The following is a 14,494-nucleotide window of genomic DNA, read 5'->3' as shown; positions in this document are numbered from 1 at the left end:
ACGTGCCAGGGCTCAACAGCTCGGATCTGTCTCGCCGTAGCGCCACTTCTGCATGTCTGAATCAATGGCCGCGGACATCTGCGCGTTCATGTGCTGTACGCGGTTGTTGGCGCAGAACTGTTCAAAGGCCAATCGCGGCAGTACCAGCTCGACGTAGAGCTCGGGATCGCCAATCGCGAAGTCGAATTCGACGAAAGGATCAACGCTGGAACTGCGCACGCGAACGTAGCGCGGCATATCATTGAAAGCAGTGGGTGATGGGTTCATGCATCTGGCTCCTGGTTGGGGCTGATGCAGAACAGAGCAATGGCTGTGCCAGAGTCCATTGCTGGGGTAGGTTGTTATTTATAGACCATTGATTAACAACAATTTATTTTAATTTCCTGACCAGATGAATGGCGATCGCTGCGGGCTTACAGCAAAGTGAGTCATCAGCGTATTTCAGCATTTGATGAAGCGTTTTTCAGCATTTGCTCTATCCGGCCCGGCACGCCACCCGCCAACTCGCGATGCCGGAAGAGTGCCTGTTCAACTGTCTTTTTTCTCCAGTCGGTAAGCCAACTGGGCACGGGTCAACCCCAGCACCCGAGCCGCCTTGGAAACGTTGCCATCCACTTTTTTCATCGCCGTGCGCAGTAGACGCGCCTCAAACTCTTCGAGGTTGAAGGCATCGCTGAGCAATGCATCGCAAATCGGATCGACATCGGCCGAGACCGGCGCAGGTGCGGACTTCAGGTGCCCTTGGGTGTCGATATGATTCATTGAGCGGCCTGGCTCATGCACCGTCGAGAATAGCCCGTGCAGATCTATCATCTGATTGTTATCGGTGAGGATGACGCCCCGTTCAATCATATTTTCCAGCTCGCGGATGTTTCCCGGCCAAGCGTGATCCATCAGCGCCAGCATCGCCTTGTCGGAAACCCCTGAAATTCGCTTGTTGTAAAGTGTCCGGTACTTGCCGAGGAAGTGATCCACCAACAATGGGATGTCTTCCTTGCGCTCACGCAACGCGGGAATGTGGACTGGGTACACGTTGAGACGGTAGAACAAGTCCGCGCGAAAACGGCCCAGTTTGACTGCCTCGGCCAGATCGGTATGGCTAGCGGCCACAAGACGGACATCGACCTTGATCGTGTTCGTCGCCCCGACCCTTTCCAACTCACCTTCCTGCAGCACCCTCAACAACGCGGCCTGCGCGCGGGGCGTCAGTTCCGCCACCTCGTCGAGGAACAGCGTTCCGCCGTTAGCCCGCTCGAACTTGCCTTCACGACTGGTGTGCGCCCCGGTGTAGGCGCCTTTCTCGACGCCAAACAGTTCAGCTTCTATCAACTCAGGCGAGATACAGGCACAGTTCAAGGCAACGAATGGCTTGGAGGACCTGGTTGATTGCAGGTGCAAGCCACGGGCAAAAATTTCCTTGCCGACCCCGGTTTCGCCCTGCAGCAAAACACTGACCGGGCCTGAGGCCGCACGCTGAAGCAACTTGCTGGCCTGACGAAAACTTGCAGAGCGACCCACTGAATTGGCGATCAGGGCGTCATGCTCGGCGTTGTCGCGGACGTTATCTTGCAAGTGACTCAGCTGGCTCTGCAGAGCCAATAATTCATCGGCCATCGAGTCGGGTTGCAGAAGCCGTTCGATCTCTTCCCGGTCCTCCCATTCACCGGCAGGCTTTCCAACGATTCGGCAGTGACTGGCCCCGCATCCCAGACAGTCCACCTCCTTGTAGAAGATGCTCTGTCCCATGTAATAGGTAGTAAAACCGCTGGAGTACCCGGTGAGAAGCCAGCACACCGGATCGTTGACAGGTCCGTGCTCCTTTAAGTGCAACTCCGCTTCGCAGGCATCCTGCCATTGGAACTCAGCATAGAAACTTCCTTTGCCTATATCGAACTCCAGCTTCAATGGCTTGACATTGACCATGCCCTTGATCAATGCCAATTGAGGCCCTGCGAAAAAACAATCTGACGTCGAAAGGTCGGGGCGCAATGCCCGGGCAAGATTGGCATCGCGCCACCCGGAATGGTAGCCCAGGCGCATCATCAAACCTCGGGCGCGGGGGATTCCCAGAGTGTTGATCAATTCCTTGCGCAAGTTGGCGAACAGGCTGCTGTGGACCAGGAGCATCCGTTGCTCCTGCATCCAGATTTTACCCTGGTCGGTATCGAAGCTGATTTGCGAAACCAGATCGCGACTGGTTGGAAACTTTGGATCGAGGGCAGTAGGCATCGAGAACCTGCATGTCAGGAGTGCTGATCGTCGGCGCATCCGGGCTGAATTTGCTGATTTGCTGAACTGCGTGTCGCAAATCATGAAGTCGCGCTTCGATAGCTTCGGCCAAGGTGCTGATCTGTACTCATTCGGTTATTTTTATTGTGTTTTTTCAATCATTTAGGACTTGGTGGAGACTTGAGATCACGTATGGCACAGCTGTTGCTATGTGCACCTCAACAACAATAATAACCGTAGAGGTGACATATGACACTCGATGCTGCAAACCTATCATTGCTTGGGCAACTGGCTGATCAAGGGATCGCTCCATTTAATCAAATGGATATTTCACAAGCCAGAGGCTTCATGTCTGGCATGCGCGCAACGATCGGGCCAGGCCCGGATCTATATCAAGTCAGCGAGACAACCATCGAATCGGCTGGGCATGAAATACGCCTGCGGATGCTGAGCCCAACAGCCATTTCCACAGGTATTATCGTCTACTTCCATGGCGGTGGCTGGTGCCTGATGGGCATTGAAGATTATGACAGTCTAGGTCGCTTTCTTGCTGAGGAAACCGGGTGTACGGTAATACTGGTCGATTATCGGCTAGCCCCCGAACACCCCTACCCGGCCGCGATTGACGACGCCTGGGCAGCACTGGTGTGGGCCGACAACAATCGATTCGCCGTGGGCGGCTCCACCCACTGTCCGTTGCTTGTCATGGGGGACAGTGCCGGGGGCAACCTGGCTGCAGTCGTCGCGCAAAAGGCTGGACTAGCAGCGCAGCCGATACTTGCGCAACAGATTCTGATTTACCCGGTCGTGCAGCCTGACACCAATGGCCAGAGTTACCTGAACCCAGAAAACCAAGGGCTGTTGGGTAAGCGGTCCATGGAATGGTTCTGGAATCATTACCTGACGGACGTGCAAGCCCGTCATGCCCCCCAAGCCTCTCCCCTGTTGGCGGTGGACGTGAATGGACTTCCGCACACGCTGTTGATCACGGCTGAACATGACGTGTTGTGCGATGAAGGACAAGCGTACGCATTGAAGCTAGTGGACGCCGGCATTGACGTCCAATGGCGTCAATTCACCGGGCAGATGCATGGATTTTTTACGCTTTTGAATGTGCTACCGGAAAGTGTTTGCGCTCGTAAGTATATCACCGACGGCATAAAAGCACGTTTGAAAAGCTTGAAATCCATTACGGTATAACCATCAGATTGCCCACAATCTAGCACGCCACTCAGAGTCTACCAAGAATAAGGAATAAAAAAAATGACTCGATTCATTACATTCTGCCGTGTTTTTTTTACCCTTCTGGCGTTAGGCCAGACCAGCCTCAGTATTGCTTCCGAAAATGGTGGAACTAACTGGCCCCTGGGAGTGAACACAGTAATTCCCGCGATACTTCCACCTCCAGGTGCCACTGAACTCTACAGTTACACGGCTTATTATTTCGCCGATACCTTTCGAGGCAACGACGGAAAGTCATCCTTACCCGACTTCAAACTGGATGTATTTGTCCAGGCATTGCGAGTGGTGCATACCTGGAATCTGAAAACCGACTCCGGGGTAGGGTTCAGTTCGGGAGCGATTCTCTCGGGAGGCCGCAATTCTTTGGAAGTAGCAGGTCTCAAGGATCATAAAAGCGGCCTTAACCAGCTTTACTTAACCCCTCTCTATCTGACGTGGTCGCCAACGCCTGAATTCTATCTGCTTACAGGTTTCAGCGCGTTCATTCCTGTGGGAAATTACGATCGAAAAGACCTGATTAATACCACCAGCAACTACGCGTCCTATGTCCAGGAGTTCGGCTTGACCTGGTTGCCCACTCCGGCTTGGGAATTCTCGGTTTCCCCTACCGTTTCTTTCAATCAGAAAAATGATGACACCCACTATAAGTCAGGCAATATTTTAGATATCGACTTCAATGCCGGCTATCGGCTGCCGATGAATCCGAAATGGCAAGTGGGCCTGGCCGGCCACTACACCAAGCAGTTCACCGATGATCAGTTTGAAGGTCATGATGTCCCTGGCGGAAGCCGTCTGAGCAAATTCGCTGTTGGCCCTCAGGCTGTTTACTACTTCAATCCGGCGACGGCCATCGTATTCAAATGGCTGGCAGAAACGTCCGTCAAGAATGGCCCAAAGGGTAATTCACTGTGGTTCGAGTTCGCCGTACCGCTGTAGATCTTGGCTCCTTTTTAAGGCGCCTTTGGTGCCTTTTTTTTATCGCCACTTTTCTGCGGTCTTCATGAAATGGTTAAAACAGCGCTTGCTCATTCCATCATTTCAGAAACACTTTGCTCAGCCAGAATTTTCTCACTCTAAAAAACCATATAACTGCCTGATATTTAATGACTTATTAAGCCTGGCACAGGGTTTGCAAACGCAATATCAGCCGGTGAAAAAATCCACTCACCGCAGCTGCGGTAAACCGCAAAACGATCGGTCGCCGTGGTTGAGCAAGCAGACATAACCCCACAACAATAAAAGGTGAGTCCCATGTCCATCAGCAACCCAACCCACCACATACCCCACCCTCGAAAAGAAATCGATGCCGTGGTTGTAGGCGCAGGCTTTGCCGGTCTCTATATGCTCCATCTGCTTCGCGACAAACTAGAACTCGATACCCAGGTTTATGAAGCCGCTGATGGCGTAGGTGGAACCTGGTACTGGAACCGCTACCCCGGGGCTCGATGCGATATCCCAAGTCACCACTATTCGTATTCGTTCTCGGAAGAACTTCAACAGGACTGGACCTGGTCCGAGAAGTACGCCGCACAACCGGAAATCCTTAGCTATCTTAATCACGTGGCCCAGCGTTTCGACCTGCTCAAGGACATAACCTTTCAGGCCCGGGTCGTCTCTGCGCATTATGACGAGGCTTCGCAGCGTTGGCTGGTCGACACGGACACCGGCGAACACGTGAGCGCGAAGTATTTTATCCCGGCCGTCGGCACCCTATCGTCGGCGAATATTCCGAAGTTCAAGGGACACGGCAGCTTCAACGGCGATGTCTATTTCACTGGCCAATGGCCCAAGGACGGCGTTGACTTCACCGGCAAGCGCGTCGGCATCATCGGCACCGGTGCCACCGCGATGCAGGCGATTCCCCTGATTGCCGAACAGGCCGCGCATCTCACCGTATTCCAGCGCACGCCCAACTATGCCGCTCCGCTGGTTAATGCTCCGATGGACGAACATACCGACCGGCGAGCCAAAGACAATTATCATGGACTTCGTCTGCAGGCCTGGGAAACGTTCGCAGGGGTCCCATTCAATAACCTGAAACCCTCGGCTCTTGAAGAGACGCCTGAACAACGCCAGGCGCATTATCAATCCTGCTGGGAAGATGGCGGCTTCAGCTTGTGGATTGGCAGCTATCAAGACATTTTGTTCGACAAGCAAGCAAACGAGACAGCAGCGCAGTTCGTCAGGGAGAAAATTCGCCAGCGCGTCACTGATCCAGCGATCGCCGACCTGCTATGCCCGCCCGCTGGACAGACCTATGGCACCAAGCGCCAGCCTTGTGAAACCAACTACTACGAAACCTATAACCGCGATAACGTGACACTCGTCGATATCAAGGCAGCCCCTATCGATGCAATCACAGCGTCAGGAATCACCACCACCAAAGCACAGTACGAGTTCGATTGCATCGTTTACGCCACCGGGTTCGATGCCTTTACCGGCGCCCTATTCAAGATGGATATACGCGGCCGAAATGGCCAGACCCTGCAGGACTACTGGTCTGCCGGCCCACGCACATTGATTGGCCTGTCGGCCCATGGTTTCCCGAACATGTTCACCATCACCGGACCGCAGAGTCCCTCGGTGCTGTTCAACATGCCGCTGGGTATCGAAATGCATTGCGAATGGATTGCCGAGTGTATCGACTACATGAACTTGAACGGTTTCGGCAGTATCGAAGCCAATCTTCAGGACGAAGATAACTGGATTGCCCATGTCAAGGAGGTCGCCGATGCGACGCTTCTGCCACACGCCACCTCATGGTATTCTGGGGCAAACATTCCCGGCAAACCGCAAGTGTTCATGGTGTATCTGGGCGGCGGCAAACATTACAAACAGGTTATTACCGACATTGCCAACTCGGGTTACAACGGCTTTACCCTTGAGAAATCCATAAATAGCGGCTTCGCGATCGCAAGCATGGCGGACATGGCTATTTGAAAAACACGCATGGGGAGAGTCTAATGGCTCTGCCCCTTGCTCATGCAGAGAATGTTGTATATGTCTAAAACCGTAGGATTCAGGACTTATCCAATACTTCCTTCAAAACTTTCCGACTCACATGAATTGCATCTACCAACGCAACCTACCGGTTCCCGATGGGGTTCGACGGTGTAACATACCCTTCCCCCCCAACGCCGAGATTTCAATGCCCGGCATATCGCTGAACCCTTTAGCGTCGCCCCCATGATGAACGGGACCCTCTGCCGAGCCGACATTGCTGCCCATTTTGCCAGAAGGCTGCGGATGACTTTTCGGATGCGTTCTTCGCGAGCGTTGATAACTACCGCCTGCGACACACCAGCAACGCCTTGAGTTCGAACAGTTCGCGCTCCTGAGCAGAGAAGGCGTCTTGCAGTTGCGCGAGGTCCGCGCGTAGCGGATCGATGGTGCGGTGGCAATGACTGATCGCTGCATTCGTGATCTTGAGCAAGTTCGCATGGATGGACTCCTTCAGCTCGGCATGCAGGCGTGCATAGTCCACCATCCCTGCCTGAGTCCCGTAGACGGCCTGGCCATTGATCTTCGGCGCAGTCAATGCTGGATCAAGCGCCATATCGAAATCAGCGAACGCCTCGTCGATTGCCTTCGCTACGGCTTTGCCGAGTAATTGCGCGGCTTGCGCGCGGGCGGCCCCGGCATCCTCCGTACCGGCATGGCTTTCCAACAACTGAGGCAATGCCGGAACGATGCTGCGCCATGCAACGGAAATGAACTGATCGCGTTGCCGCCCCAACGCGTTATCCCACTGTAGCAACGTCTGCTGCAACTGAGCCAAGCACGGTTGCAGCCTGTTTCTAAAGTCGCCGGCAATGTTCTCCTCCAGATGATGCAGAAGCACGGCTGCCGATTTGAACCGTTTGTATGCCAACGCGGGCTCGGTAATGGCCATAAGCGCAGCGTACAGCCGTTCGAAGCCGGCGGCCTCCATTGCCTCTCGCGTTTGCCCCTCCTGGCGTGCGACGTAGGCGGAAATCGATACCGGGCTTTCCAGTAGTTCGGTGTTCACTTCCAGCATCGCCAGCTTTTCCCTGGCACGCTTGGCTACATCGGCCTCCTGCAGTGTCCGGTTTTCCTCGGCTTTGTTGCACAACAGCTTGACGATTTCTCCGTCGACCTCGTCTTCTTCGTACACATCGCTGCGGGTCAGCACAGGCAGCAACGGCTTGTCACGATGGAGTTCGCGGGCCAATTCATCCAGTTCCTGCACCTGCCCTGGCGAGGCGGAGCTGGTCAGGCACAGGACTCCATCGGCGCTGTCGGTGAAGCGGCGGGTCAGCGCGGCGTTCTCAGGCGTCATCGAATGCAGGCCAGGAGTATCCAGCAACACCAGCCTTTCGCCCAGGCGTATGCCTTGCAGCCGACTAGTGGTTTCGGTCGCTCCCTCCTGGGGCCAAGTCCCATGGACACGGTGGGGAATTGCCAGAAATCGCCCATCAAGCGCGGGTGAGGGTAGGAAGAAATACCGTCGCGGTAAGCCGCTTGCAGACGGCCAAGGCCCTGGAAGCAGAGCACCGCGCGGCCATCAACGCCGCGGCCAAGCAGCTGGACATATTGGGGGCGCAACACAGTGCGGCGTTGGCCGAGGTGCTGCACGCCGAGGCCATGCAACAGCGTGCCCACCTGAGCCTGTCCTACACCACCTTGGTGGCACCGTTCTTGCGGGAGGATTGGACAATACACGTAATGCCATTTGGGTCGCTGAGAGCGCGGGACGGATCGTGGGATCGGTGGCTATCGACGCGGAGGATGTAGGAAACAATGAAGCCCACCTGCGCTGGTTTATCCTTGACGATGGCTGCCGTGGCGGGGGTATAGGTCGTCGCCTTCTCACCGAAGCAGTAGATTTCTGCGACAGACAGAATTTCTGAGCTATTCAACTTTGGACATTCGAAGGTTTGGAAGCTGCCCGACGCCTCTACGAATCAATGGGTTTCGAGCTCACTCACGAAGCGCAAGGCGACCAATGGGGTACGGTGGTCACTGAGCAACAATTCATCAGAAAACGCTGAGCAACATTCTCTGAAGAGTGTAGTGGTCGAATGAAACCGGAGACCCATTTAGGCGAGAATGCTCGCCACAGAGAGGTGTGTGATGACCAAGCAACGACGTACCTTTACCCCCGAATTCAAACGTAAAGCCCCAGCCTGGTGCTTGACCAGGGCTACAGCCACATTGAGGCAGCCCAGTCGCTCGGGTTAGCTGAATCAGCATTGCGGCGGTGGGTCAGCCAGCTCCAGCAGGCGCGTGGCGGTGTCACCCCGACCAGCAAGGCATTAACACCTGAGCAGCAAAAAATCCAAGAACTGGAAGCCCGAATCAATCGTCTGGAACGGGAACAGTCGATCCTAAAAAAGGCTACCGCGCTCTTGATGACCGAGAAGCACGAGCGCTCGCGTTAGTCGATCAGCTTCGCTCCGAGGAGCCGGTTGATCTGTTGTACTCGGTATTTGAAGTCACCCGGTCTTGCTACTACGCCCATTGCCGCAAGCGTCGATTTCCGGATGCAGAGCGGGTGGTTTTGCGCAGCCGTGTGAACGGGCTATTTACTCAAAGTAGAAGCGCTGCGGGCAGTCGAAGCATCATGCTGATGATGAAAGAGGACCGCATGCAAATCGGGCGATTCAAGGTACGTAAGTTGATGCGCGAGATGAACTTGATCAGCAAACAGCCGGGCTCCCATGCCTACAAAAAGGCGACCGTGGAGCGACTTGATATCCCGAACGCGCTTGATCGAGAGTTCAACGCTAGATCCCCGAACAAGGTCTGGTGCGGTGACATTACGTACGTTTGAGCCGAAGGTCGATGGCACTATCTAGCGGCCGCAATCGATCTCTATGCGCGCCGGGTTGTGGGCTGGGCGTTCTCAGCCAAACCCGACGCGGACCTGGTGATCAAGGCATTAGATATGCCCTATGAGCAGCGTGGTCGGCCTCAGAATGTGCTTTTTCACAGCGATCAGGGCAGCCAATACGGCAGCCGGAGTTTCCGCCAGAGACTATGGCGATACTGCTTCACACAGAGCATGAGTCGGCGCGGCAACTGCCATGATATGCCCCAATGGACCGGCTATTTCGCAGCCTGAAAACTGAATGGATACCGACGGTGGGCTACATGAGCGCCGCATTGGCTAAACAAGATATCGGTCGTTTCCTGATGGAGCGGTACAACTGGCGGCGACCGCATCAGTTCAACGAAGGCTTAGCGCCTGCCGTTGCCGAGGAAAAACTTAACGCGGTGTCCGGGATCAGTTGACCACTACACAACCAAGTGGTACAGCAAAGCCAACGTTAGAAGCGCTGAGTTTGTTACATTTTATTTCAGACCCAGAACTGTCAAGAAAATTACGCTACTCGGCCGGCCCCATGAATAAAGGACAATCTAGAAACACCCATCTTACCTGTCCGATTTCTTGACACCTCTCGGTGAGAGCATCGATCTAGAGCACTTGCTCCAAGCTCTTGCTTTCCCTACGCTTACCCCTCCTGAATGGAGTTTATTACGGACGCCTGAGTCTGATATGGATTCGCTCATCGCCTGGGAGCAGTTCAGCAAGGGCCTTATTGCTGTTCAAGCTGCATCTAACGCCATCTCGCTGAGCGATAACAATATGGGATTTCGCCCACTCTCTGTGCGGCCAATCCACATGACCAATGCGAGAGGCCATCCTAAGGAATAGGAGGTCCCATGTGCCGACAATGCTCGGATCCGCATTTCAAATTGCTTTACACCCCTATCGAAGCAGCACTCCGCTGGTGTGGGCTTCAAGCGTTCGAGACTCAGATCTGCCAGGCAAACTGGTTGTACCCCGAACAACTGCTCAAACTCTTTCCCCGATGGCCCTGCCTGGCGACACATGTCGGCATGATCCTGGATGCCGTGCAGCACCAAGAATTGCGCAGTCACCCGCAGGCGTTATTCACCGGGATTGATGCCAACCTGGGCCCAAGGTCGCTGCGCATCCGCCACGGCGAACTGAAAGCCTGGATGAGCCTTTACCACCCAGACCAGAAACCGCCCTTCCTGTTTGCCTACGCAGCGGACGCGGAGGGCTCGGTTAAATGGGGGCACTATCTGGTACTGAAGGCTGACAGGGACACGCTTCAAGTTTTGTGCAGTCGGCTGACGAAGTCTCACGCTGAAGTGGTGGAGCAACTCGCCACGCTCGGGGTCGAGGTGCAGCAGCTTCGCTCATCCGCCGAGGAGAAAAAGCCTGCGGATGCACGTACCGAAGCTGGCTTGCTGGATCTGATTGGCGTCCTGCTGAGGCTTTTGCTCAACGGAAGTCCCGGAGAAAAAAATAAGCCTTTTTTTGCCAGCCAGGACGCGATCGTTGCCGCTATCCAGCAGCAATACCCCGATCATCCAGGCTTCAAAAAACGGACGCTGGATCAACGATTTGCGGACGCAAACAAGCGATTCAAATAGCGCGCCTGTAGCAAATTGCAATGCAATCGTCCGCGATTGCATTGCAATGACAAGCTCGATTTCCTGGTGTTGACTCATGTCACTTCCCATCGCAAGCCATCTGGCGCCAAGGAGTGACACGTATGCAAACCCAGACCGACGTGACCGCAAGCCCTGCCCGAACTGACCGCTACATCATGCGCCGTGATGAGGTCGAGAAACGTACTGGATTCAAGCGGGCGCATATCTACAACCTGATGAAGGAAGGCAAGTTCCCCCTGGCCCGACGCATTGGTATGCGCGCCGTGGGCTGGGACTCTGCCGAGATCGACCGGTGGATCGCCGAACGCCTCGGCGCGCAGGCGTGACGGTGAAGGTGCTCTCCGTAGTGTCGACCAAAGGCGGCGTTGGCAAGACAACCGTCACGGCCAATCTGGGCGGCCTGTTGGCCGATGCCGGTTTGAGGGTGTTGATGATCGATCTGGACAGCCAACCGACGCTGTCCAGCTACTACCCGATCACCTGCGCCGGCACTGCGGGCAGTGTTGAGCTGATCGGCCATCGCCTAATAGATCTCGATCAGATCGTTTCACGGACCTGTGTCGAAGGCTTGCACGTGGTCCTGTCCAATGATCCGCTTGGCCAGTTGAATACCCTCTTGTTGCACGCCCCAGATGGCCGATTGCGCCTGAAAAATCTGCTCCATGTCTTCGAGACATTTTACGATGTGGTGCTGATCGACACACAGGGCGCGCGCAGCGTTATCGTCGAGATGTCCGTGCTGGCCTCCGACATGATGCTTAGCCCCATCCCACCCGAAATGCTCGCGGCCCGGGAGCTGCACCGCGGCACGCTTGCGCTGCTGCAAAGCTTGGCGCCCTATGAGCAGTTGGGCGTCCGCCCTCCCCCGGCACGTCTGCTGCTGAACCAGGTCAATCTGAGTCGTCGAGATACGCGGTTGATCATTCAGAGCCTGTCTGCAGACTTTGTCGCACATAACGGGGTCACCCTGTGTTCCGCGGTGGTGCTGGATCGCGTGGCCTATCTGAACGCGGCCTCGCTGGGCCTGCCCGTGCACCGGATCGACTATCGCCCCTCTCCCTCTGGCGGGTTGAGCGCGGCGCAGTCGATGCGGCAGCTAGCGCTTGAGCTGTTTCCCGAATGGCACCGACTCATCGACCCGGCGTCAGCACCGGACGTCTGTGCCCGCTACTGAAATCTTCCAACTAACTTATTGGAGCTCGCCATGCATGAGCCACGCTGCGTGATCCCATCGCCATCAGCTTCTCCCCACCGCGAGGTAACAGAACCCTGTTATTGCACCGTGGTGTTCGACCTCCCGGGCGGTCACCCCGCTATCACCAAGCTGTTGCATGAGCTCAGCCAGCACTTCGAATTGCCGGGCACAGCCTTCGTGGTCAAGTTTGAAGTCGGCGACAAGCTACCGCAGGCGTAATTGAGGCCCATCATGATCAAACCCACCCAGGAACAGATCAGCGCCGGACTGCGCCCACACATGTTGCTGCGCAGTCCAGGCGAAAGCGCAGCGCCGGAGTTCGACCAGGAGTCAGAGATCGTGGTTACCCTGGAGCAATTACGGCCTTACGAGCGCAATCCCCGATTCATCCGCAACCCTCTGTATGACGACATCAAGTCGTCGATTCGTGAACGCGGGCTGGACCAGGCGCCTTCCATCACCCGAAGACCCAGCGAGACGTATTTCATCATCTTGAATGGGGGTAACACGCGCCTGTCCATTCTGAACGAACTGTGGAAAGAGACGCGCGACGAGCGTTACTTCCGGATCGCCTGCCGCTACCGCCCCTGGACCAGCGAAACCCATGCCTTGCTCGGACATCTGGCTGAAAGCGATTTGCACGGACAGCTGGCATTCATTGAACGCGCGCTGGCGGTGGTCAACGTGAAGGCATTGCTGGAGGATGACGGCACGTCCCTTTCGCAACGCGAACTCGCCCAGGCGTTGGCATCGGGCGGGTATCCGGTCTCGCAATCGCAGATCAGCCGCATGTTCGACACCGTCGAATACCTACTCCCCAGTCTGCCCAATGCCCTGTGTTCAGGGTTACCGAAGCCTCAGATCGAGCGCCTCATTCTGCTGCGCAAACGGGCTGAGCAAGTCTGGAACCGCCTGCTGGCGCCGCTCGATCAACTGCTTGTGCTGTGGCAGCAGACGCTTTCCAACTTCGACACGACGTCCGACGAGTTCGACTGGGACGAGGTGCGCGGCGCCTTGTTGGCGCAGATGGCCAAGGTGCTGGATATCACGCCACGGCTGATGGAATTGGAACTGACGCAGAGCGGCTCTCACACTACGCCGCCGAGTGAACCCTCCACCAAGGAGCGGCCTACTGCGACGGTAAACGAATTGCTAGATGCCGGCGCCAAACCCGCAAGCGCGCCCCCGCTGGTTCACAGTCAGACACCGCCTCCTCCCTATCCGACCGATCAAGTCCGGGACGATGACGGGCCGGTCGTCGAGGACCCGCTACGGTTGGACGATATTTTCGGTGGTCTGCGCCCAGGTAGCACAGAGGTGATCGAAGCACAGACGACCAGTACCTCATCGCTCCCTTCTCTGTCACAGCTGATGGATTTCATCGCGCCACTGGCCATCGCCGAACTGCGCAGCCTCGCCGCCGAATTGGCGCAGTCATTGGCCCACTACGCGGCGCTGCCAAACTTTGTCATGGGCGCAGAGCATGGTCTTGGATTCACGCTCAACTGGCAGGCCACAGAGGCCACCGACTCCCAAGGCGTCGCGGTGCAGCTGCTGCTCACCTCTATTCTGCGCGCGCAGGACGGGGTCGAATGGGAACTCAAGCAGCAGCTCCCCCCAACACTGGTGGGCCAACTGCTGGTCGGTGACTATCTGACCCCGCTCGGGGGCAACTCCAGACTCACGTTCGAACTTCAGCGCCTTCCCGACGCGCAACTGAATCAGTGGGTCCAGTTGGTGGTGCTGGCACGACGTATCGTGGACCTGAGCCAGGCCACATCGCAGGACGATTCGGAGACACTCTCATGAACGCTATCTTCGCCTTGCTGAATAACACCATGCTCAACCAGGTGTTGCATGAGCTGCGCCAAGGCCACCTTCAGCGCTGTCGCGCGTTGGGCCTGGCTGAAGAAGACCTGGAGATCCTGCAGTCCCTGCCACCCACCACCCTCTCTCGTTTAGCCCATGCCGCAGTCCCGTGGGTCGAAATCAAGGTCGATACCGCGGTGATGCGCCGGCTGATCGAGCAGGCAGACCGTGACGAGCAAAACGAACGCCTGATCAATCGCGCACTCAAGCTCGGCGCGAGCTCGCTGATCATGAATAAGTGCTTTGGCCTGGACCACTCCGAAACCGCCATGCGCCGCCGGCTGCTGAAGATCGAGGTCAGCCGCGGTCGCCCACAGAGTCTGACCGAAGCCCAGGAACATGCGCTGTGGCAGCGCTGGCGTCAGCTGAGACAGCAGGACGGTACCGCCGACAAGCTCGACACCATGATGATGCTCGCCGAGGAACAGGGCGTCACTCTGACCATGGTCTGGCAACAGTTGCACCTGTACGGAGAGCAGCTATGAGGCACGGTCTCAGCTTGGAGGATCT

The 14,494-nt window shown here is 56.1% G+C and carries 13 protein-coding genes and 2 pseudogenes; 12 read left to right on the top strand and 3 right to left on the bottom strand.

What is annotated here, in order from left to right:
* Nucleotides 1–12: 12 nt before the first annotated feature.
* Together V6607_RS11525 and V6607_RS11520 are read right to left on the bottom strand one after the other, a co-directional pair.
* Entirely contained in the window at nucleotides 13–267 is a 255-nt protein-coding gene (locus V6607_RS11525; protein WP_338743871.1) for a phenol hydroxylase subunit, read from the bottom strand.
* 261 nt (nucleotides 268–528) lie between these two features.
* Nucleotides 529–2,229 carry a sigma 54-interacting transcriptional regulator gene (locus tag V6607_RS11520; protein WP_338743869.1) on the bottom strand — a complete coding sequence of 567 codons (1,701 nt, stop codon included), beginning with the start codon at nucleotides 2,227–2,229 and terminating at the stop codon, nucleotides 529–531.
* Between the two features lie 249 nt (nucleotides 2,230–2,478).
* On the opposite strand from V6607_RS11520, the gene V6607_RS11515 reads away from it, so the two are divergent.
* The 4 genes from V6607_RS11515 (at nucleotide 2,479) to V6607_RS11500 (ending at nucleotide 6,411) form a co-directional block, all read left to right on the top strand.
* The gene (locus V6607_RS11515; protein ID WP_338743868.1) at nucleotides 2,479–3,429 is read left to right on the top strand and encodes an alpha/beta hydrolase; all 951 of its coding nucleotides are present in this window, start codon (nucleotides 2,479–2,481) and stop codon (nucleotides 3,427–3,429) included.
* 63 nt (nucleotides 3,430–3,492) lie between these two features.
* On the top strand, nucleotides 3,493–4,407 hold the full coding sequence (locus V6607_RS11510; RefSeq protein ID WP_338743866.1) for a transporter: 915 nt from the start codon (nucleotides 3,493–3,495) through the stop codon (nucleotides 4,405–4,407).
* Between the two features lie 28 nt (nucleotides 4,408–4,435).
* Nucleotides 4,436–4,696, top strand: coding sequence for a hypothetical protein (locus V6607_RS11505; RefSeq protein ID WP_338743865.1), 261 nt, complete (start codon nucleotides 4,436–4,438; stop codon nucleotides 4,694–4,696).
* Between the two features lie 26 nt (nucleotides 4,697–4,722).
* Nucleotides 4,723–6,411: an NAD(P)/FAD-dependent oxidoreductase gene (locus V6607_RS11500; RefSeq protein ID WP_338743864.1), complete on the top strand. Its 1,689-nt coding sequence runs from the start codon at nucleotides 4,723–4,725 to the stop codon at nucleotides 6,409–6,411.
* A 343-nt stretch (nucleotides 6,412–6,754) separates the two neighbouring features.
* Here the strand turns inward: V6607_RS11500 and V6607_RS11495 are convergent, their stop codons facing one another.
* Entirely contained in the window at nucleotides 6,755–7,801 is a 1,047-nt protein-coding gene (locus tag V6607_RS11495; protein WP_338743863.1) for a hypothetical protein, read from the bottom strand.
* A 355-nt stretch (nucleotides 7,802–8,156) separates the two neighbouring features.
* Between V6607_RS11495 and V6607_RS11490 the strand changes: the two are divergent.
* The 8 genes and pseudogenes from V6607_RS11490 to V6607_RS11455 form a co-directional block, all read left to right on the top strand.
* Nucleotides 8,157–8,483, top strand: a pseudogene (locus tag V6607_RS11490) (GNAT family N-acetyltransferase); the annotation flags it as partial.
* 82 nt (nucleotides 8,484–8,565) lie between these two features.
* Nucleotides 8,566–9,726: pseudogene (locus V6607_RS11485) on the top strand (IS3 family transposase).
* 432 nt (nucleotides 9,727–10,158) lie between these two features.
* Nucleotides 10,159–10,899: a hypothetical protein gene (locus tag V6607_RS11480; protein ID WP_338743862.1), complete on the top strand. Its 741-nt coding sequence runs from the start codon at nucleotides 10,159–10,161 to the stop codon at nucleotides 10,897–10,899.
* A 122-nt stretch (nucleotides 10,900–11,021) separates the two neighbouring features.
* Nucleotides 11,022–11,246 (top strand): AlpA family transcriptional regulator, encoded by a 225-nt coding sequence (locus V6607_RS11475; protein ID WP_004407625.1) that lies wholly within the window; start codon nucleotides 11,022–11,024, stop codon nucleotides 11,244–11,246.
* A 2-nt stretch (nucleotides 11,247–11,248) separates the two neighbouring features.
* Nucleotides 11,249–12,094 (top strand): ParA family protein, encoded by an 846-nt coding sequence (locus V6607_RS11470; protein WP_338743861.1) that lies wholly within the window; start codon nucleotides 11,249–11,251, stop codon nucleotides 12,092–12,094.
* A gap of 30 nt (nucleotides 12,095–12,124) precedes the next feature.
* On the top strand, nucleotides 12,125–12,334 hold the full coding sequence (locus tag V6607_RS11465) for a hypothetical protein (protein WP_157213084.1): 210 nt from the start codon (nucleotides 12,125–12,127) through the stop codon (nucleotides 12,332–12,334).
* 12 nt (nucleotides 12,335–12,346) lie between these two features.
* Nucleotides 12,347–13,924, top strand: coding sequence for a ParB family protein (locus tag V6607_RS11460; protein ID WP_338743860.1), 1,578 nt, complete (start codon nucleotides 12,347–12,349; stop codon nucleotides 13,922–13,924).
* Complete coding sequence (locus V6607_RS11455; RefSeq protein WP_044321336.1) at nucleotides 13,921–14,469, top strand: DUF2857 domain-containing protein; 549 nt, start codon at nucleotides 13,921–13,923, stop codon at nucleotides 14,467–14,469. The genes V6607_RS11460 and V6607_RS11455 overlap by 4 nt, the downstream gene beginning before the upstream one ends.
* Nucleotides 14,470–14,494: the final 25 nt, after the last annotated feature.

The sequence above is a fragment of the Pseudomonas sp. KK18 genome (genome assembly GCF_037094675.1).
In the GTDB taxonomy this organism is placed as follows: Bacteria; Pseudomonadota; Gammaproteobacteria; order Pseudomonadales; family Pseudomonadaceae; genus Aquipseudomonas.
Note: the sequence above shows the minus strand (reverse complement) of the source record. Positions and strands in the feature narration are given on the sequence as shown.